The organism is Lentzea sp. NBRC 105346 (assembly GCF_030269605.1).
GTDB lineage: Bacteria > Actinomycetota > Actinomycetes > Mycobacteriales > Pseudonocardiaceae > Lentzea.
In genome coordinates, this window is record NZ_BSTQ01000007.1 from 144316 (window position 1) to 166145 (window position 21830).

The 21830-nt window shown below is 70.5% G+C and carries 19 protein-coding genes; 2 read left to right on the top strand and 17 right to left on the bottom strand.

What is annotated here, in order from left to right:
- Positions 1–113: 113 nt before the first annotated feature.
- The 13 genes from QSK35_RS17305 to QSK35_RS17365 form a co-directional block, all read right to left on the bottom strand.
- Positions 114–881 carry an alpha/beta fold hydrolase gene (locus tag QSK35_RS17305; RefSeq protein WP_285747284.1) on the bottom strand — a complete coding sequence of 256 codons (768 nt, stop codon included), beginning with the start codon at positions 879–881 and terminating at the stop codon, positions 114–116.
- A complete protein-coding gene (locus QSK35_RS17310) occupies positions 878–1615 on the bottom strand; it encodes a LamB/YcsF family protein (RefSeq protein WP_285747286.1) in 738 nt (245 codons plus the stop codon). The genes QSK35_RS17305 and QSK35_RS17310 overlap by 4 nt, the downstream gene beginning before the upstream one ends.
- On the bottom strand, positions 1615–2400 hold the full coding sequence (locus QSK35_RS17315; protein WP_285747288.1) for a CPBP family intramembrane glutamic endopeptidase: 786 nt from the start codon (positions 2398–2400) through the stop codon (positions 1615–1617). The genes QSK35_RS17310 and QSK35_RS17315 overlap by 1 nt, the downstream gene beginning before the upstream one ends.
- Before the next feature lie 93 nt (positions 2401–2493).
- Positions 2494–4755: an AAA family ATPase gene (locus QSK35_RS17320; protein ID WP_285747289.1), complete on the bottom strand. Its 2262-nt coding sequence runs from the start codon at positions 4753–4755 to the stop codon at positions 2494–2496.
- A gap of 49 nt (positions 4756–4804) precedes the next feature.
- Positions 4805–5581, bottom strand: coding sequence for an ABC transporter permease (locus tag QSK35_RS17325; RefSeq protein WP_285747291.1), 777 nt, complete (start codon positions 5579–5581; stop codon positions 4805–4807).
- The gene (locus QSK35_RS17330) at positions 5581–6501 is read right to left on the bottom strand and encodes an ATP-binding cassette domain-containing protein (protein ID WP_285747293.1); all 921 of its coding nucleotides are present in this window, start codon (positions 6499–6501) and stop codon (positions 5581–5583) included. The genes QSK35_RS17325 and QSK35_RS17330 overlap by 1 nt, the downstream gene beginning before the upstream one ends.
- On the bottom strand, positions 6498–7811 hold the full coding sequence (locus QSK35_RS17335; protein WP_285747295.1) for a nitroreductase family protein: 1314 nt from the start codon (positions 7809–7811) through the stop codon (positions 6498–6500). The genes QSK35_RS17330 and QSK35_RS17335 overlap by 4 nt, the downstream gene beginning before the upstream one ends.
- Positions 7812–7822: 11 nt before the next feature.
- A complete protein-coding gene (locus QSK35_RS17340; RefSeq protein ID WP_285747297.1) occupies positions 7823–9259 on the bottom strand; it encodes a TOMM precursor leader peptide-binding protein in 1437 nt (478 codons plus the stop codon).
- Complete coding sequence (locus QSK35_RS17345) at positions 9256–10035, bottom strand: hypothetical protein (RefSeq protein ID WP_285747299.1); 780 nt, start codon at positions 10033–10035, stop codon at positions 9256–9258. The genes QSK35_RS17340 and QSK35_RS17345 overlap by 4 nt, the downstream gene beginning before the upstream one ends.
- Positions 10035–11261, bottom strand: a complete 1227-nt coding sequence (locus QSK35_RS17350; protein ID WP_285747301.1) for a hypothetical protein — start codon at positions 11259–11261, stop codon at positions 10035–10037. The genes QSK35_RS17345 and QSK35_RS17350 overlap by 1 nt, the downstream gene beginning before the upstream one ends.
- A 60-nt stretch (positions 11262–11321) precedes the next feature.
- Positions 11322–11447, bottom strand: a complete 126-nt coding sequence (locus QSK35_RS17355; protein ID WP_285747303.1) for a hypothetical protein — start codon at positions 11445–11447, stop codon at positions 11322–11324.
- 20 nt (positions 11448–11467) lie between these two features.
- Positions 11468–12400 carry an OsmC family protein gene (locus QSK35_RS17360; protein ID WP_285747305.1) on the bottom strand — a complete coding sequence of 311 codons (933 nt, stop codon included), beginning with the start codon at positions 12398–12400 and terminating at the stop codon, positions 11468–11470.
- On the bottom strand, positions 12397–13677 hold the full coding sequence (locus QSK35_RS17365; RefSeq protein WP_285747307.1) for a trans-sulfuration enzyme family protein: 1281 nt from the start codon (positions 13675–13677) through the stop codon (positions 12397–12399). The genes QSK35_RS17360 and QSK35_RS17365 overlap by 4 nt, the downstream gene beginning before the upstream one ends.
- A gap of 113 nt (positions 13678–13790) precedes the next feature.
- On the opposite strand from QSK35_RS17365, the gene QSK35_RS17370 reads away from it, so the two are divergent.
- Both QSK35_RS17370 and QSK35_RS17375 read left to right on the top strand, forming a co-directional pair.
- Positions 13791–14984: a cytochrome P450 gene (locus QSK35_RS17370; protein WP_285747309.1), complete on the top strand. Its 1194-nt coding sequence runs from the start codon at positions 13791–13793 to the stop codon at positions 14982–14984.
- 8 nt (positions 14985–14992) lie between these two features.
- A complete protein-coding gene (locus QSK35_RS17375) occupies positions 14993–16114 on the top strand; it encodes a cytochrome P450 family protein (RefSeq protein WP_502881675.1) in 1122 nt (373 codons plus the stop codon).
- Here QSK35_RS17375 and QSK35_RS17380 read toward each other — a convergent pair.
- The 4 genes from QSK35_RS17380 to QSK35_RS17395 form a co-directional block, all read right to left on the bottom strand.
- Complete coding sequence (locus tag QSK35_RS17380; protein ID WP_285747313.1) at positions 16076–17143, bottom strand: amidohydrolase family protein; 1068 nt, start codon at positions 17141–17143, stop codon at positions 16076–16078. The genes QSK35_RS17375 and QSK35_RS17380 overlap by 39 nt on opposite strands.
- Positions 17140–18666 carry a signal recognition particle protein gene (ffh, locus tag QSK35_RS17385; RefSeq protein ID WP_285747315.1) on the bottom strand — a complete coding sequence of 509 codons (1527 nt, stop codon included), beginning with the start codon at positions 18664–18666 and terminating at the stop codon, positions 17140–17142. The genes QSK35_RS17380 and ffh overlap by 4 nt, the downstream gene beginning before the upstream one ends.
- A gap of 10 nt (positions 18667–18676) precedes the next feature.
- Complete coding sequence (locus tag QSK35_RS17390; protein ID WP_285747317.1) at positions 18677–19249, bottom strand: AAA family ATPase; 573 nt, start codon at positions 19247–19249, stop codon at positions 18677–18679.
- Between the two features lie 245 nt (positions 19250–19494).
- On the bottom strand, positions 19495–21810 hold the full coding sequence (locus tag QSK35_RS17395) for a [protein-PII] uridylyltransferase (protein WP_285747319.1): 2316 nt from the start codon (positions 21808–21810) through the stop codon (positions 19495–19497).
- Between the last annotated feature and the right edge of the window lie 20 nt (positions 21811–21830).

The following is a 21830-nucleotide window of genomic DNA, read 5'->3' on the forward strand; positions in this document are numbered from 1 at the left end:
CTCCTTGAACTCTGTGTTGGTGGTTCGCACAGCCGCGGCCCGGGCAGAGGGGCCGACCGCGGCGGACAGACGGCCATTCTGCCAGACGGGGTCCGCCGGTTCCGAATCGGGCCTCACAGGGTCCTGCGAAGGACCTCCGCGAATCCGGCGGGATCTTCTAGGAACCCGCCGTGGCCGCCGGGGAACACCACCGGAGCACTGTCAAGTCGTTCGGCGAGCGCGTGAGCGGTCCGGGCCGCCAGCTGGTCGCCGGACGTCGCGCCGACGCCAACGACGACGCGCGCCGCCTTCAGACTCTCGACATCAGGCACATAACGGGTGGTTCCGAGGAACTCGTGCGCGAAGAACCGGCTGGAGTCCGCGAGATCCCGTTCCGAGGGCTCCGGCCTGTCACCGCCGTCGAGGCCGATGTTGCCCAGGAACCTCTGCATGGCCGCCTTCACCCCCTCACGGTGGAACAGCTCGATCAGGGCGTCGTTCTTGACCCGAAACTCGGCGGCGTCGGGCAGGAACTCGAAGACGGGCGGCTCGTGCGCGACGAGCGTGCGCACCAGGTCCGGGTATCGGGCCACCAGCGCGAGACCGGTCACGCCACCGCCGCTGCTGCCGAACACGTCGGCGTTCGCGAACCCCAGTGCGGCGATCAACGCCGCGAGGTCGTCGGCCCGCAGGTCGGGCGTGGAGTCCTGGGACGGGTCGTCCAGCACGCTGGCGGAGATGCCGCGCGGGTCGTGCGTGACGACCGTGTACTCGCTCGCCAGCGCGTCCGCCAGCGGCGCGAAGAACCGGGCCGCCATCGGCGAGCCGGTGAGAATCAGGAGCGGACCTTTGCCGCGGACCTCGTAGTAGAGAACGCCATCGGGTGTCCTGAGTGTGGTCACTCCACAAATGATGCGACGGTCCCCAACGCCGCGCGAACGGCTTTCGCATGTTCGACCGCGCCCGGAGTGTCGCCGTGCACGCACAACGACTCGGCGGAGGTCTTCAGCACGGTGCCGTCGACGGCCACGATCTCACCGTGATCGGCGAGCCTGCGCGCCCGTTCCACGACCGCTGCGGTGTCCGTGAGCAAGGCGTTCGGCTGCGAGCGCGGCACGAGCGTGCCCTCCGGCGTGTAGCCGCGGTCCGCGAACGCCTCCTCGACGGCACGCAGACCGGCGCGAGCAGCACTTTCCAACAGCTTCGAACCGGGCAACCCGAGCACGGGCAGTTCGCCGAACGCCTTGACCGCGTCGACCACGGCCTGCGCCTGCACCGAATGGTGCACGGTGGCGTTGTAGAGAGCGCCGTGCGGCTTCACGTACGCGACGCGCGTGCCGGCCGCGCGGGCGCACGCCTCCAGCGCCCCGATCTGGTACAGCACGTCGTCCGCCAGCTCGCGCGGATCGGCGTCGATGAACCGCCGCCCGAACCCGGCGAGGTCGCGATAGGACACCTGCGCCCCCACGACGACACCGCGTTCCGCTGCCCACACACAGACGCGGCGCATGGTCGACGGATCGCCCGCGTGGAACCCGCACGCGACGTTCGCGCTGGTGATGGCGTCCAGCAACGCCTCGTCGTCGCCGAGCCGCCAGATGCCGAAGCCCTCGCCGAGGTCGCTGTTGAGGTCCATCAGGCCGGGATCACTCCGATCGAGACCAGCAGGAGGGTCAGGCCGGGCAGGAAGTTGTTCATGATGTGCGCGACGATGCTGGCTCCGAGCTTGCGCGTGACCAGCCGCGCGATACCGATCGGGATCGCGATGACCAGCAGCAACGCCGTGCGCAACGGTTCGAGGTGGCTGATCGCGAAGATCACGGTCGTCAGCGCGAGCGCGGCCCAGCCACTCCACTGCTGCCGTTCGACCGCGCCCCACAGCAGGCCACGGAAGATGATCTCCTCGCAGACCGGCCCGATGAAGCACACGAACACGAACATCGTGACGGCCGCGGCGACCGGCAGCGACGCCTGGGTGACCAGGTCGCCGACGGCGGACGTGGCGTTCTGCTCACCGACGATCTTGGCCCACACGTTGGCGGCGACGTAGGTGAGCACGAGGCCGACGACGCCGAGCTTGAGCCCGATGGCGACGTCCTCCTTGGAGAACCCGAACCGCAGGTCGACGACCGGACCGTTGCCGCGCACCTTGGTGATCACGATCGCGGCGAGCGCGGCCAGCACGGTCGGCGCGATCGAGCCGATCAGGACGTAGGTGACCGAGTTGTGGTAGTTCGCGCCGTAGCTGGCGGCGAGCGCCGTGATGAACACCGCGGACATGATGAAGACGGCCTCGACGAGCAGGAACGCGCCGAAGCCCCAACGCTGTCCCGCCCGTTCCGGGGCAGGGGTGGATCCGACGGCGCGCACGCTCTCGAAGAGGCTGGCGGGGCGCGGCTCCGGGGACTCGGACGGGGTCACGGAAAGCCACCCTAGTCACGCTGATGCGAAGTTCAGGTATACGACCGGTAGCACAACCTACGTGGCGTACCCGATCACCCGATCGCCGAAACATCACCCCGCGCGCTGGGCCACCAGCCTCGCCAGCTCGACCCGCGACCGGACCCCGAGCACCTGGAAGACCTTGCGCAAGTGGAACGCCACGGTGTGCGGCGACAGGAACATCTGATCCGCCACCTCACGGTTGGACAGACCGCGCGCGACCAGCTCGGCGGCGGTCCGCTGCGTCTCGGTCAGGCAGTCCCAGCCGGACGTGGCGCGGTCGCGGTAGGTCCAGTGCCGGTGCCGCACACCGAACGCGCGCAGCCGCCTCCGCACCCGTGCGGCATCACGGACGGCGCCGATGCGCGAGTAGGTCTTGTTGGCTGTTTCCAACGCGTCGACCTCACCGGTCAGCGCACCCAGGTCCTCGGCCGCGGACGCCGACTCCCACGGGTCCTCGTGCCGGTCGGCGGCGGTCGCGAGTGCCCCCGCGTCGCGGTCGAGCAGACCCCGTGCGTGGGTCGCGGCCGCCGAACCGGGGGTCAGCGACTCGGCGACGCGGACGATCTCCTCGGCCTCGGCCACCCGATCGGTCGCGAGCGCGACCCGGACCTGCCACGCGGCCGCACCGGGTTCGTCGGCCAGCAGCAGCGAGGACGCCGACAACTCGATCGGGCCGCCGCGGGCCTCGGTGAGCAGCGTCGTCGCCCACTGGCACTGCACGGCGCCCAGCCACGTCTCCGCGACGAACGCCCAGTCGCCGAACTTCACGGAGTGGACCTCACCTTCGCGGATGGCCGCGGTCGCCAGCACGGCCAGTGCCGGACCGACCCAGGGCCGCGCGTCGGTGGCCGCGACGGCCGCCTGCGCTTCCCGAACCGCCTCGCGGTGCTGGCCGGTGCGCAGCAACCGCCGCGCGCGATGGGCGGCGAGCGCCGCGTCGCAGAACGGGTGACCGGACGGGACGCCGGGGATGTCGATGCCGGGCAGGCACTGCGCCAGCATCCAGCGCAGGTGCGCGTCCGGCCCGATCTCCACGACCCGCTCGGCCAGTTGTGCGGCCACCGACGGGTTGCCGCCGGCCAACTCGATCATCGCCAGACCGGTCAGCGTGACGGCATCGGACGGCAGCTCGTCGCGCAGCCGTTCGGCGAGCGTGCGCGCCTCCGCGAATTCTCCGCGCAGCACCAGCGCCAGCAGCAGCACGCGCTGCGCCGTGAGCCGGCCGTGCCGGGCCGTGCCGGGGGTGGCCAGCACCTGACGAGCCTCGGCCATGGCCTCGTCGACCAGGCCGGCGGCCAGCGCGGACGATGCCCGGTGGCAGCGCAGGTCGACCGGCCCGGTCAGCAGCTCGTGAACCTCTCGGCGCAGCTCGGTGCGCACCGGGCCGGGAATGCACTCGACGAGCGCGCGCCGCACCACGGGGTGGCGGAACTCGATCCGTTCGTCGCACTCGCGCACGACGTCGGCGTCGAACGCCTCGCGCAGCAACGGGAGCACGGACGCGGTGGTGCGGCTCATCAGCTTCGCCACATCACCGACGGCGAACGCGTCGCCCACCACCGCCGCGACCTCCAGCAGGTGACGGCATTCGGCGGACACCCCGTGCAGGTGGTGGCGCGCGAGCGACGCGATGCCGGCCGGCAGCGACGAGGCGGACCGCACCGCGTGCGCGCCGTCGACCTCCACGCCCTCCTCGTCGCGCAACAGCTCGAGCAGGCCGATCAGCAACGACGGGTTGCCGCCCGCACCGGCGACCAGCCGGGCGAGGCCACGACCGGGCGGCGCACCGAGCACGTCCGCCGCGACCTCGGCGGCTGCCGCCGCGGAGAGCGGGCGCAGCTCGACCCGGGTCGCGCCGCCGTCGCGCAGGGCCGACCACAGCTTGCCGAGCAGCGGGTTCCCGGTGTCCCGCCGCGCGAGCACCCACGCCACGCGCCGGTGGGCCAGGCGTTCCGTGATGGTGTGCAGCGCGGTGAACGTCGTCGGGTCGGCCCAGTGCAGGTCGTCCAGCACGATCAGCACCGGACCCGCGGACTCCCGTCGTTCGAGCTCGGCCGACAGCCCGTCGAGACCGGCGCCACCCCAGACGGGGGCGCCGAGCGCGTCGAGCAGCGGCGCCAGCGCAATCTGCTGGTACAGCTGGTCACCACGACCGGCGAGCACCTCGACGCCGTCGCGCGCGGCACAGGCCGCGACCTCGTGCAACAGCCTCGTCTTGCCGATGCCGGCCGCGCCGTCGACCAGCACCACCGCGCCACGACGGCGCACCGCGCTCACCAGTTCCCGAAGCTCGGCCTCACGACCTCGTAACGAAACCGCCGCCGATTTCATGCAGGTGACGTTATCGAGATATGTGACGAATCAATAGGTATCTATAGATTCATTGGGCGACCGCCATTTGATACCGCCGAATTGACAGTGGAATCACTACTAGGCAGATCAACAACGGCCAGACCACCGCCGCGACAACGGGGTGCTGCATGGGAAGTGCCTCACCGGAGTACCCGATCGGGTTTCCCCACAGCTCACGGCAGGCGGCGACCGTCGCGCTGAACGGGTTCCAGGCGGCGACCGGCTGCAGCCAGCCGGGCATGTGCGCCACCGGCATGATCGCGTTCGACAGGAAGGTGAGCGGCATCCCCCAGATCATCCCGAAGTTGGTGGCGGCCTCGACGCTGGGCGCGGACGCGCCGACGAGCACCCCGACCCAGCTGAACGCGAACCCGAAAAGCAACAGAACGCCAATACCCGTAACGAAAGGCAGCAGATCGGTGTGCACCCGCCAGCCGATCAGCAGCCCGAACAGCAGCATGATCACGATCACCAGCGCGCTCTGCGCGAGGTCCGCGAGAGTCCGGCCGACGAGCACGGCCGAGCGCGAGATGGGCAGCGCCTGGAACCGGTCGACGACCCCGCGCTGCCGGTCGGCCGCGAGCCCGGTCGCGGTCGGCACGGCAGCGATCACCATGGTCATCGTCGCGATTCCGGGCAGCACGAATTCGCGGTAGTCACCACCGCCGGGCACCACGATTCCGTCAGCGAAGACATATCCGAAAAGCAGCAGGAACACGACCGGCTGGAACGCCGTCAAAATGATCATCTGCGGCATCCGGCGAATGCGCAGCAGATTGCGCCCGGTCAGGACCAGACCGTCCATCAGCTCCCCTTCTTACCGGTCAGGGACAGGAAAACGTCGTCGAGAGTGGGTTTGCGCAACGCGATGTCGGCCACGGCGACCCCGCGGGCGTCCAGCTCGCGCAGCGCCTCCGCGAGTGCGGCGGCGCCGCCCGTGACGGGCGCGGTCACGTGTTCGCCGTCAGCGCGCACCGAGCCCGACGCCACCGTGGACAACGCCTCGACGGCGGCGGGTGCGCCGGACGAGTCGGGCAGCACGACCTCGACCTGTTCGCCGCCGATCTTCGCCTTGAGCTCGTCGGGCGTGCCGTTCGCGATCACCTTGCCCGCGTCGACGACGGCGATCCGGTTCGCGAGCCGGTCGGCCTCCTCCAGGTACTGCGTGGTGAGCAACACGGTCGTGCCGTCCGCCACCAGACCCGTGATCAGGCCCCACAACGCGAGCCTGCTGCGCGGGTCCAGCCCGGTCGTCGGCTCGTCCAGGAACAGCACCTCCGGCCGGCCCACGAGCGCCGCGGCGAGATCGAGCCGGCGAGCGGTGCCGCCGGAGTAGGTGCCCGCGGGCCGGTCCGCGACCTCGGTCAGCTCGAACTGCTCCAGCAGCTCGGCCACGCGCACGGGCACGTTGCCAACGCGCAGCAGCCTGCCGATCAGCTCCAGGTTCTCGCGCCCGGTGAGCAGCTCGTCGACGGCGGCGTGCTGGCCGGACAGCCCGATGAGCCGCCGCACCTCGTGCGGACGCGCGGTGACGTCGTGGCCACCCACAACGGCCCTGCCCGCGTCGGGACGGGTCAGCGTGCTCAGCACCCGCACGGCGGTCGTCTTGCCCGCGCCGTTGGGGCCGAGCAGGCCGAACACCGTGCCCTGCGGCACGTCGAGGTCGAGCCCGTCCAGCGCTTTGACGTCGCGATAGGACTTGACCAGTCCTTCTGCCGTGATCACGGCACACTCCTTTCCAGTGAGACGCCGGGCCTGCGCACGCCGACGAGCAGCATCGTCAGCGTGCGTGCCGACGTGAGCCCGAGCGCCCGGTCTGATTCCTCGGTCGTGCCGTCGGAGTTGATGCGCGCGTCGAGGCCCTGTCCCGCCGCGGCCAGCGCCGCCCGGTGCACGGCGACGCCCGTGCGGATGTGCCGGACCCGCACCGCACGGTCCCCGGACTCGGCGATCTCGCGTTCGATGTCACCGGCGATGAACACGGCGGCCGCGGCCTCGTGAAAGGACAGCCGGGTCCACAACGCCCACCGGTGCGCGATCCGGGACACGTCGGTCTCCAGCGGGGTGAGGTCGCGGTCGTAGGCACCGGGCCGCAGGCCGGTCACCCGGTTGACGACGCAGCGCGCGTCCGGCCCGGCCGCGGCGAGGATCGCGCGCAGCTGGTCGATGGTGATCGCGGCCCGGCTGAACCCGTTGCGCGGCGAGGATCTCTGCGCGACACGCAGCTCCGGCGTGAAACCGAAGTCCTCGACGAAGTCCGCCGGCTGGGCGAGCACCGCGGCGTGCAGGCGGGCGGTCGCGGGCAGCTCCGTGGCGATCGACGGCGCCGGGTCCGCGACCTGCGCGTACGGGATCGCCAGCAGGTCCTCGGCGTCCGGACCGCGTGAGCCCTCGCCGATGGCCAGCACGGCCATCGCGGTCTCACGGAACGCGTCGAGCCCGAGCAGTGCGTTGACCCGGCGGTCGTCGAACCCCAGCCGCACGCGGAAGTCCTTCAGGCACAACGCCTGCGCCACCAGGACGCCGATGTCCTGCGCGATCGGCCGGTAGGCGAACTCACGGTACTTGAACCCGGTGCGCCAGAACGTGCTGGCGAGGACCAGCACCAGCTCCGGCGTCTCCCCGGTCAACGCCCGGCGGTGATCACCGCGGCGCACGACGTCGAGCACGTGGTGCGCGGGATCGTAGTGGTAGAGCGCGAACTCGTCGGCGACGTAGACCTCCGACGGATACCGCGCGCCACCGGACGGCACGATCCGGCCGGTCGCGACGACCGGCGTGGCGTGCGCGGGAAACCCATGCGACTCCTTGCTGGTCGCGGTGGCGAGCCAGCTCGACGCGCCGAACGGGTAGGACCATCGCACGCGGGAAATGCCGTAGAGGTCGCGCAACAACGCACCGAAATCACCGGGCGGCACGCGTTCGGCGTCGAGGTAGGTCTTGAACGGCGCGGGCGCGGCCGACCAGTCGACCTCGAAGTCCGCCTCTCCCCTGCTGTGCGGCAGGTAGGCGAGCGCCGCCTCACCGATGCGCATGGTTTCTCCTGTCAGGGAAAGGGATGGGGCTCGCCGTCGTGGCGGCGGAAGTCGTGGCCGAACGTCATCGGCAGCGCTTCGGGAACGAACACCTTGACGCAGCACAGGTCCGCGGCCCGGTGTTCGGACGAGGTCTGGTCGACGACGACCACCTCGCCGAACCGGTCGATGAGGTCGGTCAGGTGCTCGGTCAGGTCGGCGCGCGGCGGCCAGCCGTCCGGCAACGGCACGGGGTCGGCGTCGAGGTCGAGGAACGAGAACCGGTCGAACGCGTCGACGTGCGCGTATCTCAGCGAGTGGTCCGGTAGCTCACGCACCAGCCGCGGGTCGTCCAGCAGCCGCTTCGCCGCGACGGGGTCGTAGGTACGCGGCAATACGTCGAGCAACGTGACCAGCTCGACCAGCGCGCCCTCGATCGCCTGCCGGGGATCGAGATGAGCGTTCGTCGTGCACAACGTGTGCCAGCGGACCGGCGACGGAGTGCGGTCGACCGCCATCGTCCAGAACGACGGCACGCCTTGCCGTTGCGTGATGTCGAAGACCACCACCCGATAGCCGGGTACGTCGACGTTGAAATCGACTCTGGGCACGGTCTGACGCCCGTACCAGGTCCGCAGAGCGGCGTCGCGTTCGGCGATCTCCAGCAGCGCGTGCAGGATCGCCTCCTCCAGGCACCCGCCGACCGCGCACCCGCTGGACGTCTCCTGCACGAACGCCTCGACCGCGCCGTCGGGGTACGCGACGCTCGCGGGCACCAGCACCGGCTTGCCCCGGCCGAACGAGTAGCCCCACACCCAGTCGATCTCCCGACGCGGATCGAACCGCCGGCGCGGAAAGCCCGGCAGGTCGTAGCGGTCATCGGGATACGGCTCCGGCACGAACGCCTCGATGTCGGCGGCCGCCGCCCGCACGAGCCCCTGCCCCCGCGGCGGCCAGCTCGAGCCGTGCCGCTCCAGTGCCTCGGCGATGGCGGTGGTCCAGGATGACTCGGCGTCGCCGGTGCGACCGTGCGCGCGGCGGCCGGAGGCGAGCTCCGCCTCCGCCAACGGAACTCCGCCCGCGGTCGTGGTACGCACCGACCGCACCAATCCCGTGCAGGCGTCCACATAGGTGGCGCGCAAACGCTCCCGGTCGAGCTCATGCACCCGGAGGCCGGTGCACTTCCGGGGCTGTAGCACGATCCTTTTCGGGTGTGCGGACAACGGCGGCGCGCAGTCCGGGCACAACGGGTCGGGCAGCACGTGATGCGTCGTGGTGCGGGCCGTACGCAGGTCGACACGTACGACGGACTCCGTGGTGCCGCAAGCGATTGCGTCGATCGCCCTGCGCACGAACGGCAACGTGACGCCGCGCGCGGGCTCGGTGTCGCCGCGCCGCCGCCGGGCGCACGTCGGGCACCCCTGGGGCCGGATGAGGACGGCGTCGCCGTCCGCCCACACGATCGTCATGGGTGCGTCGTGGTGTCGAGGGTGCGCAGGTCGATCCGGGTGAGCGCAGGCTCCCCCAGCTCGTCGAGGCCGGTGAGGTGCAGGAAACACGCGAGCACGACCTGTGCGGCGACCACCGCGGGCACCGGCCCCGTCAATAAGCCATGAGGGGAGCCTTCATGGACCTGTGGTCCATGAAGGCTCCCCTCATGGCCCGCGCCAGGCCTCCCGACCGGGCTCAGCCAGACGGCATTCGGTTCCACGAACACGCGCACGGCGAGGTTGTGCGGTACGAACGCGTCGGGATCGGCGCTCACCTGGATGAGCAGCGCGTTGTCGGTGACCTCGGTGCCGATCTCCCGCCAGCCCGCCTCCAGCCCGGCGCGCCGGATCTCCTCAGCGATCGGCCCGTCGCCGAGCAGCGCGACCGGCGTCTCGCGGAACCGCTGGAACCGGTGCTCGGGCGAGTCCAGTGCGTAGGCGATGAACGCGATGTGCTCGGCGTAGGTCGCGAGCTCGTCGGGCGTCAGCGTGTGCGGTTTGTCCGCGTCGGCGTCGACGACGAGTCCCTGGTCGTACAGCACGCCGACCAGCCGCGTCACGACGTCGCGGTGTTCGTCGGGCAACGCCGCGGTGAGGTCGGCGAGCTCGTGCGCACCGGTCAGGAAGGGCGCGATGCGCTCCAGCCAGAGGCAGGTCTGCTTGCCGGGCAACGTGAAGACGCCCGCCTCACTGCGCAGGAACACGCCGTCGTCGGCGGGGCGGAACCGCACGTCGCCGCGCAGCCGGGGTTTCATCAGGTGCCTCCGATGATCGCGTGAATGCCGCCGCCCGGCCCGAACCGCGAGTTCGTCACGGTGTGCCGGCTGAGCAGGCCGGTGTAGCCGACGATCCGGGTGCCGCAGAACCCGACACCCATGGTGCGCAGGAACGGGCCGACCCGTTGCGCGGCAACGTGTTCCTGGACAAGCCAACCGTCACAACGCTGCACGAGCTCGCGCCACCGCTCCGGCTCGCACTCGCGTCCGATGTGGACGGACTGGCCGATCGCGCCGTACGGGTCCTTGAGCACGAGGTCCGCCTGTCCGGCGATGACCTCGCTTACTTCGGCCCCGTCACCGAGCTTGCGGCTCCACGGGACCAGCGCGGCGATCGACTCGGCGTCCTCCGGCGTGAAGAGCCCGCGGAACCGCGGGTCGGACATGACCGCGAGGCACAGCTTGTTGCTGCCGATCAGGCGGCCGGCGAGCTCGTTCGGCAGCGCGAGGTCACCGGCAAGCACCCGGTCGAACATCGGCGTCCACGCGTCGCGGTTACGGATCACGGAAGACGTCGGATAGACGAGCACACCGAGGTCGGCGTCGACATCCGGCGGCTCCGTCGTGAACACGACCCGGTCATGCAGGCGGGCCTGGCGTTTCAGCACCTCGAACTCGACGAAGTCGTGCGCCATCGCCGGGGTCACCACTGCGATGCGTTCGGCGTCGGCGACCGACAGCAGCTCGTCGACCAGCCATGTGTCGCCTTCCGAGACCGACTCCGGCGCCTGCCAGCGGTCCAGCAGCGCGCCGACCGTCGGGGTCTCGCGCCAGTACCGGGCCAGGAGGCCGGTCGTGAGGGGACCGAGGATCGTCTCGCCGCCGTTGAACTCGATGATCCGCACCTCGCCGAGCCGGTTGCCCTGCAGGTCGAACCGGCAGAAGTCCAGGCTGGGCTTGGGATCGGCGAGCACCAGGTCCTCGGCGGGCACGGCGAGGAACGCGCGCAGCTCCGCGTTGCCGCGGTACGCGTGGATGATCGTGCGCAGGCAGGTGTGCACACGGGTCAGATGGTCACGCAGCACCTTCTCCGCCTCGGGTTCGAGGCACGCGACCGATGCGGCGAGCGGGACGTAGGAGTGTGGCAGGAACTCGAAGTCGGTGGTGGGGATCAGGCCGTCACGCAGCGCCGACGACACGACGTGCGCGAAACCGTGGTCGCAGCGCAGGTCGCGTTCGGCGGGGAACAGTTCCAGATCGGACAAGGCGAGCTCCAGGGGTGACCGGCGCGGGCGGACGCGCCCGCGCCGGCCTCAGGGACCGACTCAGCAGGCGAACGTCGCGAAGGCGGTGACCGCCGACGACTCCTGCACCGGAGTGGTCACGTCGAACGCGACCTCTTCCACCGTGAGGGCGCCGACCTGGTGGGCGAAGATCTCCGCGATTGCCATGGTTTGCCTTTCTCTCGGGTTCACTTTGCGGCGGTCATCGAGCGGAGGAACTCCTCCGCCTGGGCGCGCGAGCTGACGAGCTCGTCCACCTCGGTGTCGTTGCGGCGCAAGAAGATCCGCGCGGTGTTGGCTGCGCACACCAGCCGCAGCAACGGGCTCGCGGCGACCGGTCCGTCCACGTCCAGCCGCAGGCCGTGGAACCGCACGGGGATGCCGGGCACGTTGTTGGCGCCGCGCGCGTCCAGCCGGCCGGTGCCGCACACCCGCACGCCGTGCCGCAACGCGAGCTCGGCGCCGATCGCGGCCAGCAGCGTCTCCTGCGGGTTCGGTGCCCGGTCGATGCCCAGCATCTGCTTGCCCTGGTCCAACACGAGGGTGTGCGCGACGCCCCCGTCGAGGCTGGTGGTCGCCCACGTCTCCATGCCGTACTCCCAGCGCAGGTCGGCGCGTACGGCGGGCAGCGGCTCCTCGCGGACGCTGAGCGTCGCGGAGAGCCCGTCGACCTCGGCGTCGTCGACCAGCAGCCGGTGGTTGGGGCTCAGCGCGGACGCGAAGAGGGTCACCGAGCGCAACGTGTCGTCGTCGCAGTCGGCGTCCACGTCGATGTCGTACGCCACGGTCCAGGTGTCGTGGTCGGGCGTCGCGGTGACCCGCACCCGCAGGCTGCTCAGGCTCACGGCCCGCGCGGTGAAGCCGTTGACGTGCGTCATCAGCAGGCACGCGCCGAACGCGGCGAACGCCGTCTCGTATGGCGAGAGGTGCCGCGGCCCCTGCGGGACGGTGAAGTCGCGGGCCATCCGGGTGGTGCCGAACCGGCAGGTGCGCACGTGCGCGGTGGCTCGGTCGCCGTCGGGCTCGGTCTCCACGCGGAACGCGAGCACGCCCTCCTCCGGGTCGCGTTCGATCTCGTGGACGAACTCCGACAGACCGCTGATGTTCAGTCCGTTCCTCATGACGTCAAAGCCCTGTCCAGGTCGGCGATCAGGTCGTCGGCGTCCTCGACGCCCACGGAGAACCGCACGAGGCCGGGCTCGATGCCGACCTCGCGACGCTGCTGCACGGTCAGGAAGCTGTGCGAGGTGTTGAACGGCAGGCTGACCAGCGACTCGACGCCGCCCAGGCTGGTCGCGACGAGCGGGATCGTGAGGCGGGACAGGAACTTCAGCGCGTCCTCGTCGTCGCCGTCGAGCTCGAAGCTCACCATGCCGCCCCAGCCGTCCGGGCAGTACTCACGCAGCCACGGGTACGGGTAGTCCGGCAGCGACGGGTGGTGCACGCGGCGGATCCGGTCGTGTGCGGCAAGGAACTCGGCGATCCGGCCGGCGTTCTCCGTGTGCGCCCGCATCCGCAGGCCGAGCGTCTTGAGCCCGCGTTCCAGCAGGAAGCACGGCAGCGCGTCGAGCGAGCCGCCGAACTTGAGCATCTGGTTCCACACGCGGTCGACGTACTTGCGCGGCCCGGCGACGGCGCCCGCGGTCACGTCGCTGTGCCCGTTGAGGTACTTCGTGCAGCTGTGCACCACGAGGTGCGCGCCGAAGTCCAACGGCCGCAGGCAGATCGGCGACAGGAAGGTGTTGTCGATGACCAGCAACAGGTTGTGCTCACGCGCCAGTGCGGCCAGCTCGACCAGCGGGATCGCCTTGAGCAGCGGGTTCGTCAGCGTCTCGAAGAACAGGATCTGTGTGTTGTGACGGATCGCGGCGCGGATCTCGGCGATGTCGGTGGGACTGGTGAACGTGACCTCACGACCGAGCTGGTACAGGTCCTCGCGCAGGAAGTTGAACGTGCCGCCGTAGACGTCACGCGAGCTCACGACGTGCCCGCCGCGGTTGGTCAGCGCGAGGATCGCGGTGGTGATCGCGGCCATGCCGGAGGACGTGACAAGCGCGCTCTCGGCCTGCTCCAGCGCGGCGATCTTCTCCTGCACGGCCCACTGGTTCGGGCTGCCGTACCTGCCGTAGATCGGCACGTCACGGATGTGGCCCTGCTCGAACGCCGCGTAGCTCTCCGGAGTGAACCCGAACGTCGTGGTCTGGAAGATCGGCGTGCCGACGGCTCTCGTGACGGGGTCGGTGTAGGTGCCCGCGTGCACGCTCGCCGTGCTCGGTCCGGCCTCTTCGAGCACGTGCTGCTGCGGCAGCCGGGGCCCGGCGACCCGGCCGCGGCCCAGGTTGCGCGTCCACTGCCGGTCCACACCCGGTTCGGGTGCCTCACCCAGTGCCTTCGCCATGGCCGGAAGTGTTGCCGCAGCGGGGAAGAACGCACATCACCAGACCTGACAGTCCGGCCGCACTACCAGACCAGGTGATGTGCCGTACCCGTGCCGTCGCGAGACTCCGGACCATGAGGTCCTACCCGTTCAGCCGGTTCCCCGTCGTCGACCTGCCGGGCGACTACGAGGAGCTCCGCGCGCAGGGATCCGTGGTGCGGGTCAGCCACCTGGGCACGCCGGTCTGGCTCACCCTCGGCCAGCAGGAGACCAGGAAGGTCCTGACCGATCCGCGGTTCAGCCGCGCGCGGCTGCGCCCCGAGCGGCCCGGTGAGACGCCCGCGTTCGCCGAGATGCTGAAGTACGACTCGGTCGGGCTCCTCGGCGACGCCGACCAGCCCGATCACCGCCGGCTGCGCAAGGCGCTCACACTGTGGTTCACCAACGAGTACGTCGAGCGGCTGCGGCCGGAGATCGCGCGGCTGTTCGCCGCGCAGCTGGACCGGGACAGCCCAGCCGACTTCCTGAACGACGTGGCCCGGCCGTTCGTCGACCAGCTCCAGTTCCGGCTGCTGTGGGAGATGTGCGGCGTTCCCCCGTCGGGGCGCAACGAGGCCTACCGATGGATGCAGCACCTGTTCAAGTTCGATCTGAACACTTCGCAGGAGGAGATCCAGGCCATCGCGCAGCGGTGCGACGAGTACTTCCAGAGCCTGATCCAGGCGAGGCGCGAGGCACCCGGCGACGACCCGCTCAGCATCGCGCTGACCGACCCCGTCTTCCGGGCCGCGACGAACCAGGAGCTCGCGTGGCTGCTGCTCGGCATCATCCGTGGCGGCTACAACACCACGCCGACCGTGCTGTCGCACTGCGTGTGGCTCCTGCTGAGGAACCCGGCCTGGTGGGAGAAGCTCGTCCTGGACCACTCGTTGATACCCCAGGCCGCCGAGGAGGCGTTGCGGCTCCAGCCGCCCGCGGAACGCAACGGCATGCGCCGGGCGCTGGAGGACGTCGTGGTCGGTGACGTCACGATCCGCACGGGCGACGTGGTGATCCCCGGTTCGATGCCGGCAAGCTACGACCCTGACCACTTCACCGATCCCGCGCAGTTCGATCCGTTGCGCCCCAACAGCAACCAGCACTTCTCGTTCGGCCACGGACCGCACTTCTGCCCCGGCGCGGCCATGGGGCGCTACACCGTGATCGACGCGTTGACCGTGCTGGTCACCCGGTTCCCCGGATTGCGGCTCGCCGGTGAACCGAGCTGGCTGCCCAACGACCACATGATCCCGATGCGCACCTTCGACTCCCTGCCGGTGGCGTGGTGATCGACTTCATGCGCGACCCGCACGGCGTGTCCGCGCGCTGGCGGAACTCGGCACCGGTGCAGGCGCTGAACACCCCGCTCGGCGTGCGGGTGTGGGTGATCTCCCGCTACGAGGACGCGCTGGCGGCGTTGCACGACGAGCGGCTGCGGAAGTCGGCGGACCGGCTGAACTCGTTGCTGGGCCTGGATTCTCCTCTGGTGTCGCCGCACATGCTGTTCAGCGACCCGCCCGATCACACGCGGTTGCGCTCGCTGGTCTCGGGTGTTTTCACCGCGCGCCGCGTTGCCGCCTTGCGTCAGCGGGTTCATGAGGTGACGGCGGCATTGCTCGACGGGCTGAGCGGTGTCGTTGACATCGTGGACGCGCTCGCGTACCCGCTGCCGATCACGATGATCTGCGAGCTGCTCGGCATCCCCGACGCCGACCGGGTGGACTTCCGCACGTGGACCAACGCGCTGAGCAGCTCGGCGGACTCGGCGGACGCCGCGAAGGCGATGACGGAGTACCTGCGGTCGTTGCTGGCGGCTCCCGGTGACGGCCTGCTCGCCGACCTCACCGGTGAGCTCACCGGCGACGAGCTCATCGGGACGGCGTTCCTGCTGATCACCGGCGGCTACGAGACCACGGCGAACCTCATCGCCAACGGCGTGCTGGCGTTGCTGACCCATCCGGACGCCTTGGCGGAACTGCGGGCGGACCCGTCACTGCTGCCGCGCGCGGTCACCGAGTTCCTGCGCTACGACTGCCCGGTGAACCTGGCGTCGATGAGGTACACCGCCGAGCCGGTTTCCTATGCCGGAGTGGAGATCCCCGCTGACGAGATCGTGCTGATCGGACTCAGCTCGGCGAACCGCGACGCCACCCGGTTCCCCGCTCCCGGCACACTGGATCTCCGGCGTCCAGGAACCGGCCACCTGGCGTTCGGTCACGGCGCTCACCACTGCCTCGGTGCGGCGCTGGCGCGCATCGAGGGCGAGGAGGCGATCGGTCAGCTGATCAGCCGGTTCCCCGGCCTGCGGCTCGCCGTCGACCCGTCGGAGCTGACCTACCGGTTCAGCCTGCTGATGCGCAGCCTGGAGACGCTACCGGTGTCAGTGGATCCGGCCCCGGAGCATGATCAGCTTCGGTGAGCGCAGGGTTTCGAGGTTCACCCGCGGATCCTCGTCGTACACCACGATGTCCGCCGCCGTGCCCTCTTCGAGCGACGGGTAGCCGAGCCACTCGCGGGCGTGCCACGAGGCCGCGCCGATCGCCTGTTCCGGTGACAGTCCCACCCGGTTCAGGGCGATGATCTCGTCGACGATCCGGCCGTGCTGGATGCCGCCACCCGCGTCCGTGCCCGCGTAGACCCGCACACCGGCCTCGATCGCGGCGCCGACCGTGGCGGCGTTGCGCGCGTGCAGGTCCCGCATGTGCGTGGCGTACGCCGGGTACTTCGAGGCGGAGTCCGCGATGCCGGGGAAGTTCTCGATGTTGATCAGCGTCGGGACCAGCGCCGTGTCGTTGGCGGCCATCAGCTCGATGGTGCTGTCGGACAGGCCGGTGCCGTGCTCGATGCAGTCGATGCCGGCCTTCAGCAGGCCTTCCAGCGCCTGCTCGCCGAACACGTGCGCGGTGACGCGAGCGCCGCCGTCGTGCGCGACCTTGATCGCCTCGGCGAGCACGTCGTCGTCCCACAACGGGGCGAGGTCGCCCTCGGACCGGTCGATCCAGTCGCCGACGAGCTTGACCCAGCCGTCGCCGTACGCGACCTGCTCGGCCACCGCGGCCGGCAGGTCCTGCTGCTCCTGCAGCTCCACGCCCAGGTACGGGATGTACCGCTTGGGCCGGGCGAGGTGCCTGCCCGCGCGGACGATGCGCGGCAGGTCGAGCCGTTCCTGCAGCGGCCGCGTGTCGATCGGCGAGCCGCAGTCGCGGATCAGCAACGTGCCCGCGTCGCGGTCCGTCTGCGCCTGGGTGATCGCCTCACTGATGTCGACCGGCCCCTTGGGGCCGATGCCGACGTGGCAGTGCGCGTCGACCAGTCCCGGAACGAGGAAGCCCCCGTCCACGATGGTCTCCGCACCCGGTACCGGCCGGGTGCGCACGCGGCCGTTGACGACCCACAGGTCCCGCGGTTCCTCGCCGGGCAGGACGACACCGCGCAGGTGGAAGGTCACTTGTCGAACTTCAGCTTCGACGGGTCGAAACCGGGCGGCAGGTCGTTGAGGCTGCCGCCGCCGAGGCCGGGCGGCAGGCCCTGGGGCATCCCGCCGGGCATGCCACCGGGGAACATGCCGGGGAAGCCGCCGCGGATCTTCGGCTGCGTCGGGCCCTTGTTCTTGCCCTTCTTCCCCTTCTTGCCCTTGCGCGACTTCGAACCGCCACCGCCGCCGAAGCCCATGCGGCCGGCCATCTGCGACATCATCTTGCGGGCCTCGAAGAACCGGTTCACGAGGTCGTTGATGTCGCTGACCTTGACGCCCGACCCGTTCGCGATGCGCAGCCTGCGGCTGGCGTTGATGATCTTCGGGTCTTCCCGCTCGGCGGGGGTCATGCCGCGGATGATCGCCTGGATGCGGTCGAGGTGCTTCTCGTCCAGCATCGCCAGCTGGTCCTTCATCTGCCCGGCGCCGGGCAGCATGCCGAGCAGGTTCGCGATCGGGCCCATTTTGCGGATCGCGAGCATCTGCTCGAGGAAGTCCTCCAGCGTGAGCTGGCCGGACTGCAGCTTCACCGCGGCCTTCTCGGCCTGCTCCTGGTCGAAGTGCTGCTCGGCCTGTTCGATGAGCGTGAGCACGTCACCCATACCGAGGATGCGCGACGCCATCCGGTCCGGGTGGAAGACGTCGAAGTCCTCGAGCTTCTCGCCGTTGGACGCGAAGAGAATCGGCTGCCCGGTGACCTCGCGGACGCTCAGTGCGGCACCACCGCGGGCGTCACCGTCGAGCTTGGTGAGCACGACACCGGTGAAGCCGACGCCGTCGCGGAACGCCGTGGCCGTGTTGACCGCGTCCTGACCGACCATCGCGTCGACGACGAACAGGACCTCGTCCGGCTGCACGGCAGCGCGGATGTCGATGGCCTGCTGCATCATCTCCTCGTCGACGCCCAGCCGTCCGGCGGTGTCGACGAGCACGATGTCGTACTGCTTGGCCTTGGCCTCCTCGATGCCCTTGCGGGACACCTCGACCGGGTCGCCGACGCCGTTGCCCGGCTCGGGCGCGAACACCGGCACCCCGGCGCGCTCACCGACGACCTGCAGCTGCGTCACGGCGTTCGGGCGCTGGAGGTCGGCCGCGACGAGGATCGGGGTGTGGCCCTGACCCTTCAGCCACTTGGCCAGCTTGCCCGCGAGCGTCGTCTTACCGGCACCCTGCAGACCCGCGAGCATGATCACGCTCGGCGGGTTCTTCGCCAGGTTCAGCCGGCGAGTCTCGCCGCCGAGGATGTTGATGAGCTCCTCATTGACGATCTTCACGACCTGCTGCGCCGGGTTCAGCGCCTGATGCACCTCGGCGCCCTTGGCGCGCTCCTTGATGCTGGCGATGAACGCGCGCACCACGGGCAGCGCGACGTCGGCCTCGAGCAGGGCGACCCTGATCTCGCGCGCGGTGGCGTCGATATCGGCGTCGGTGAGCTTGCCCTTGCCGCGAAGGCCCTGGAGAACCGTGGTCAGCCGGTCGGAAAGCGTGGAGAACACGCCCACCAGCCTAGCTGGCGAGGTCGAGGCGCAGACCGCCAGAGGTGCCGGACCTGGTCAACAGCGACACCGAACCCCACCCGAAGGGCTTCCAGCCAGCCACGAAACGGTCCCGCATCACATCGGCCCGCCGAACGTGCCGTTCGAACGAGTGCGCGCGGATCAGGCGATGCCGGGCGATCTGCCCGTCCAGCGCCTCGGCGGCCGAGGCGTCCAGCCACAGGAAGTGCCGGGGCCGGAGCGACACCAGGCCGATGACCAGCAGCATCGCGCGGGTACCCGGCCGGGTGGACGGCTCGTGCACCACCAGCAGACCGGGCGAGAACAGGGCGTGCCAGAACACCCGGAACCGGTGGATCAGGTGCACGAACACGCGGTAGGTCCGATAGGGCAGCGACACCCGCGCCTGGATCCACTCCCGCACCTGGTCGGAGTCCAGCACGGTCACGGGCACCGGGGCGTCCAGCTTGCCCAGCAGGGTCGTCTTGCCCGCCCCCGGCAGGCCAGCGAGCACCACCAGCGCTCTCGGGCGGACCGAGACGGCAGCGGTGGTCGTCGCAGGGCGGCGAAGCAAGGCGGTCATACCCAATAGACGCACGTCCCCACGTCCCCGTTCACCGGAATGTCCGAATATCAGGGTCATCTCAGGGTCGAGGGTCCGGGAGCGTCCAACCCCTCAGTGGGCGCTCCCGGACTTCTCTGCAGTGACGCCGCCTCCCCCTTCGGTGGTCCCCCTCGGTGTCACTGGGGAGAAGCCTGCCTTTCGGGACGAGGCAAAAGCAGCGTGAGCACCCCCGAGTGGTTGTGCGTAGAGCTACTCATTCCACCTCAGCGGGCCGCGTCGAGCACCGCCCGTTCGATCTTCTTGCGGTCCAGCGGACCGTCGGCGACCACGGCGAACGAGTCCACGACGGTCGCGCCCAGGGTGGACACACGGGCCCACTGGACGTCGACCCCGCACTGCTCCAGTGCGTCGGCGACCCGGTGCAGCAGGCCGATGCGGTCGCCGGCGCGCAGTTCCAGCACGACGGCACCGGTCGACTCGTCGTCGAACCAGAGGACCTTCGACGGCGGCGGGTCCAGCGGCGGGCCGCCGTAGTCGCGCTCTTTCGCGGCGAGCTTCTCCGCCAGCGACAGCGAGCCGTCCACCGCGCGGGAGAGCTGTTCGCGCAGCAACGACGCGTCGGGCATCGAGCCGAAGCGCGGCGACACGGTGAACGTGTCCACCGCAGCACCACCCCACGCACCGAGCGTCGCCGCGTGCACCTCCAGCGAGTTCAGCGCCAGCACTCCCGCGGCCCGCGAGAGCAGGCCGGGCCGGTCGGGGGCGACGACGGTGATCGTCATGCCGTCGACCAGCACGTCCGGCTTGCCCGACGCCGCCACCCTGGTCGCCATGTCCTGCTGGGCCTGGTCGAGCGGCTCCGGCTTGGGCAGCTCCTCCCCCGCCATCGCGGCCCGGCAGCGGGCGACCAGGTCGGCCATCAGCGAGGCCTTCCAGTCCGTCCACACACCTGGGCCGGTGGCGAGCGCGTCCGCTTCGGACAGCGCGAACAGCAGCTCCAGCAGCACCCCGTCGCCGCCGAGGGTCTCGACCACGCGGTGCACGGTGGCCTCGTCCTCGACGTCACGGCGCGTCGCCGTGTGCGGCAGCAGCAGGTGGTGGCGCACCATCAGCGACAACGTCTCGACGTCGTGCGGCCACAGGCCCAGCCGCTCGCCGATCTGGGTCGCCAGCGCCGCGCCGACCTCGGAGTGGTCGGCCTGCCGTCCCTTGCCGATGTCGTGGATCAACGCGCCGAGCAGCAACAGGTCCGGTCGCGACACCGTTGTCGCCAGCCGCGCGGCGTGCGCGGTGGCCTGCACGAGGTGCCGGTCGACCGTCCACATGTGCGCGGCGTCGCGTGGCGGCAGGTCGCGCACCGCGCCCCACTCGGGGAACAGGCGCCCCCACAACCCCGTGCGGTCCAACGCCTCCACGACGTCCACGAGCCCGGATCCGCTGCCCAGCAACGCGAGCAGCTCCTCGCGTGCCTCCCGCGGCCACGGCTGCCGCAGCTCCGGCGCCGAGTCCGCGAGCCGCGTGAGCGTGCCCGCCGCGATCGGGTTCTTGGTGCGCGCCGCCGCCGTCGCGACGCGCAACAACAACGCGGGATCACGGCTCGGCATCGCGTCTCGGGCCAGCGACACCTCGGATCCGTGCAGCACAACGCCTTCGTCCAACGGGCGACGCGGCGGCGTGCGGCTGAGGAACGCGCCGAGCCCGCGCTTGGGCACCGCCGCGCGCGCCGTGCGCAACCCGACGTCGAACGCGTACACGACCGTGCGCGCGGCCGAGGACAACGCCCGCGCCAGCGCGAAGCGGTCCGCCAGACCGAGGGCGGAGGCGACCTCGTCACCGTCCTGCGCGCGCAGGACGTCACGCGGTTTCCTTGCCACACGGCGAAGTTCGGTCCGGACGTCCAGCAGCAACCGCCGCGCTTCGTCCACTTCGGCCGATGGCCGGTCGACGAGCTGGGCGACCGCCAAGGCGTCCAGCATGGTGATGTCGCGCAGCCCGCCGCGACCGTGTTTGAGGTCGGGCTCGACGCGGTGCGCGATCTCGCCGCTGCGCGCCCACCGCTTGGTGGCGGACTCGGCGATCTCGTCGAGCCGGGTTCGCACGCCGGTGCGCCACGCCTGGCGGGCGCTGTCGGCGAGCCGTTGCGTCACCTCCTGGTCGCCGGCGACGTGCCGGATGTCCAGCAGCCCCAACGCGGTCCGCAGATCGCCGGCGGCGACGCGCAGCGCCTCGCCGACCGTGCGGACCGAGTGGTCGAGGCCGATGCCCGAGTTCCACAGCGGGTACCAGAGCTTCTCGGCGATGTCGTCGATGCCCTTGAACCCGTTGTGCACCAAGACGAGATCGAGGTCCGAGTACGGGACGAGCTCCCTTCGTCCCAACCCGCCCACAGCGACCAGCGCGATGCCCTGACCGGAGATCCCCGCTCCGCTCGCGTGCGCGGTGAGCCAGAACTCGTGAAGGTCCACGAGCGCCTCGCGCAACGGTTCTGCCGTCAAGCGACGACGACCTGGGTCGAGCAGCCTTTCGCGTGCCCGAACCAGGTCGTCAGCCGTGACGACGGCCGTTTCGTTGTTCTCCATGCGGCCGTCCCCCTATGTAC